The sequence below is a fragment of the Natronospira sp. genome, from assembly GCF_007134575.1.
Classification (GTDB): Bacteria; Pseudomonadota; Gammaproteobacteria; order Natronospirales; family Natronospiraceae; genus Natronospira; species Natronospira elongata.
In genome coordinates, this window is sequence record NZ_SLKM01000066.1 from 1 (window position 1) to 3,172 (window position 3,172).

Genomic DNA, 3,172 nt, shown 5'->3' on the forward strand with positions numbered 1-3,172 from the left:
GCCAGCTGGTCGCCGGAGAATTGGGGATGGGCGTTCCGTTCGGCGGGTGCACCATGGGTCGCCCAGCGGGTATGGGCAATGCCCATTCGTCCATGGATGGGGCGTTTTTCCAGACTGGCGGTCAAGGCCTCGACCTTGCCCACCTCACGGGCACGACGCAGCTCACCCGCTTCATCCAGTGCCACCAGGCCGGCGGAATCGTAGCCGCGGTATTCAAGCCGACGCAGCCCCTCCAGCAGGATGGGGACCACATCACGTTCGGCAACGGCTCCAACGATTCCGCACATTGTTTGATCGTCCTGTTGCTTGGCTGCTTATTGGTGGCGTGCGCCACCAACCATAGGTACCAGGGCATTCCTGGGGAAGGAGCAAGGTGTAAGGAGCAAGCAATTCCGCTTTACTCGTTACTCCTTGCTCCTTGCTCCTTACTCCTCCCGTTTGACCGGGCGCTTCCAGCCCTTAATAGTGGTCTGCTTGCTCCGGGACAAGGTCAGTTCGCCGGCGGGCGCATCCTTGCGGATGGTGGAGCCGGCGCCGATAGTGGCATCACGGCCCACGGTCACCGGCGCCACGAGCTGGGTGTCGGAGCCGATGAAGGCGCCGTCCTCGATCACGGTCTGGTGCTTGTTGGCTCCATCGTAATTGCAGGTGATGGTCCCGGCGCCCACGTTAACGTCATTGCCCACCCTGGCATCACCCACGTAGCTCAGGTGGTTGATCTTGGATCTCTCGCCCAGGGAGAGATTCTTGGTTTCCACGAAATTCCCGATCCGGGTGCCGATACCGAGGCGGGTGCCTGGGCGCAGGCGGGCGAAGGGGCCGATGCGGGCCTGTTCACCCGCTTCCATGGATTCCAGCACGCAGTGGGCATCCACGACGGTGCCGGCCGACAAGCAACTATTGCGGATCACGCAGCCCGGGCCAATGCGAACGTTGTCACCCAGGACCACCTCGCCTTCGAATACCGTATTGACGTCGATGAAGACATCCTGGCCACATCGCAGGCTGCCACGGACATCCACCCGGCTGGGGTCGGCGAGGGTGACTCCGTCGGCCATCAGGGCTTCCGTTCGCCGATGGCGAAGGATGGCCTCGGCCTCGGCCAGTTGAGTACGGTTGTTGATGCCCTGGATTTCGCCGGGAACTTGGCTGGCAATGCCTTTCACCGGAAAACCCTCGTCGGCGGCCATAGCGATGATATCGGTGAGGTAATACTCGCCTTGAGCGTTATCGGCATCCACCCGCGCCAACCAGTCCTTGAGCTGCCTGGCGGGGGCGGCGAGCAGGCCGGTGTTGATTTCGCGGATCTTTCGCTGCTCGGGGCTGGCATCCTTGTGCTCGACGATACCGGTCACCGCCCCGCTCTGATCACGGAGAATACGGCCATAGCCACTGGGGTCGGGCATCTCGGCGGTGAGTACCGCCACCGCATCGCCGGCCGCCTCGGCCAGGCGGCGCTGAGTCGCCTCGCTTACGAGAGGCACGTCGCCGTAGAGGACCAGCACCACGTGATCGTCGGGAATCTCTGGCAGGGCCTGGTCCACGGCATGCCCGGTGCCCAGCTGTTCGGCCTGCTCCACCCAGACGATGGCTTCGTCTGCAAAGGCCGAGCGCACCGCGTCACCCCCGTGGCCAACCACCACCAGGGTTTGGTCAGGATTCAGGGCGGCACAGCCTTCGAGGACGTGGCCCAACATAGGAACCCCGCCCAGGGGCTGGAGCACCTTCGGCAGCCGGGAGCGCATGCGTTTGCCCCGGCCGGCAGCAAGAATGACGACTGAGAGTTTCATGGGGGCGCAGTTTATCTTATTTCGGTGTAGCTGGCCCAATCTGCGCCTTGCCCAACGCCCCCTACCACGCTCATTGAAACCCCCTGTAGGCGCGGATTCATCCGCGCAATGGCCGGAATTCGACGGTCAACCCGCTGACTGGGTCCACCGTTTCATTGAATGCCCGTTTGCCGTGTTCTGAGCGTGTTCATGAAATGGGGTGGGGCGGCGGATTTTGGCCATTGCGCGGATGAATCCGCGCCTACAGGGGGCAGGCTGAGCGGTTGGGGAACGTTTCGGGGTGACCAAAAAAAAGCTGTGCCGGCTGGCACAGCTTTTTTCGTTCCGGTGCGGGTCCCTCAGCTCTTTTTCTTTTTGAGCTTCTGAACCAGCTTGAGGCGGGCAGCGGCTTCGGCCAACTGGGCCTGGGCGCGGGAGATGTCCACATCTCCCTTGCGGTTGGCGATGGCCTCTTCGGCACGGCGCTTGGCCTCAATGGCGGCGGCCTCGTCGAGATCCGCGGCACGCTCGGCGGTGTCGGCGAGAATGCTCACCAGATGGGGCTGGATCTCGAGGATGCCGCCGGAGACGTAGAAATCCATCTCTTCGCCGCCCGGCTTGCGTACCCGGACCTCGCCGGGCTCAAGCCGGGTAAGCAGGGGGGCGTGGCGGGGCGCGATGCCCATGCCGCCCTGCTCGGCCGAGGCGAAGACCATCTCGGCTTCCCCTTCCCAGATCTCCGACTCGGCGCTGACGATGTGGACGCGAATGGTCTTGGACATGAGTCAGGGCTCCTTAGAGCTTCTGGGCCTTTTCGCGGGCATCATCAATGGTGCCGACCATGTAGAAGGCCTGCTCGGGCAGGTCATCGCACTCGCCTTCCACGATCGCCTTGAAGCCCTTGATGGTGTCCTTCAAGGACACGTACTGACCGGGCATGCCGGTGAAGACCTCGGCCACGAAGAAGGGCTGGGACAGGAAGCGCTGGATCTTCCGGGCCCGGGACACGGCCAGCTTGTCGTCTTCGGACAGTTCGTCCATGCCGAGAATGGCGATGATGTCCTTGAGTTCCTTGTAGCGCTGCAGCACACCCTGCACCGCACGGGCGGTGTCATAGTGTTCCTGACCGATCACCTGCGGGTCGAGCTGACGGGAGGTGGAGTCCAGCGGATCCACGGCCGGGTAGATACCCAGGGAGGCGATGTCACGGGACAGCACCACGGTGGCGTCCAGGTGAGCAAAGGTGGTGGCCGGGGACGGGTCGGTCAGGTCATCCGCCGGCACGTAAACGGCCTGCACGGAGGTAATGGAACCGGTCTTGGTGGAGGTGATTCGCTCCTGGAGCTGACCCATTTCCTCGGCCAGGGTGGGCTGGTAACCCACCGCCGAGGGCATGCGGCCCA

Annotated in this window: 2 protein-coding genes and 2 pseudogenes; all 4 read right to left on the reverse strand. The window is 63.5% G+C overall.

What is annotated here, in order from left to right; translation table 11 throughout:
* Positions 1–287, reverse strand: a pseudogene (locus tag ACJWXQ_RS02695) (glutamine--fructose-6-phosphate aminotransferase); the annotation flags it as partial.
* 138 nt (positions 288–425) lie between these two features.
* Positions 426–1,790: a bifunctional UDP-N-acetylglucosamine diphosphorylase/glucosamine-1-phosphate N-acetyltransferase GlmU gene (glmU, locus tag ACJWXQ_RS02700; RefSeq protein WP_406672087.1), complete on the reverse strand. Its 1,365-nt coding sequence runs from the start codon at positions 1,788–1,790 to the stop codon at positions 426–428.
* Positions 1,791–2,128: 338 nt separating this feature from the next.
* On the reverse strand, positions 2,129–2,551 hold the full coding sequence (locus ACJWXQ_RS02705) for a F0F1 ATP synthase subunit epsilon (protein WP_406672088.1): 423 nt from the start codon (positions 2,549–2,551) through the stop codon (positions 2,129–2,131).
* A 13-nt stretch (positions 2,552–2,564) separates the two neighbouring features.
* Positions 2,565–3,172, reverse strand: a pseudogene (locus tag ACJWXQ_RS02710) (F0F1 ATP synthase subunit beta); the annotation flags it as partial.

What these genes read in the sequence shown, in the direction of transcription:
- glmU (WP_406672087.1), bottom strand. Translation starts at nt 1,790, where the DNA reads ATGAAACTCTCAGTCGTCATTCTTGCTGCCGGCCGGGGCAAACGCATG.
- ACJWXQ_RS02705 (WP_406672088.1), bottom strand. Translation starts at nt 2,551, where the DNA reads ATGTCCAAGACCATTCGCGTCCACATCGTCAGCGCCGAGTCGGAGATC.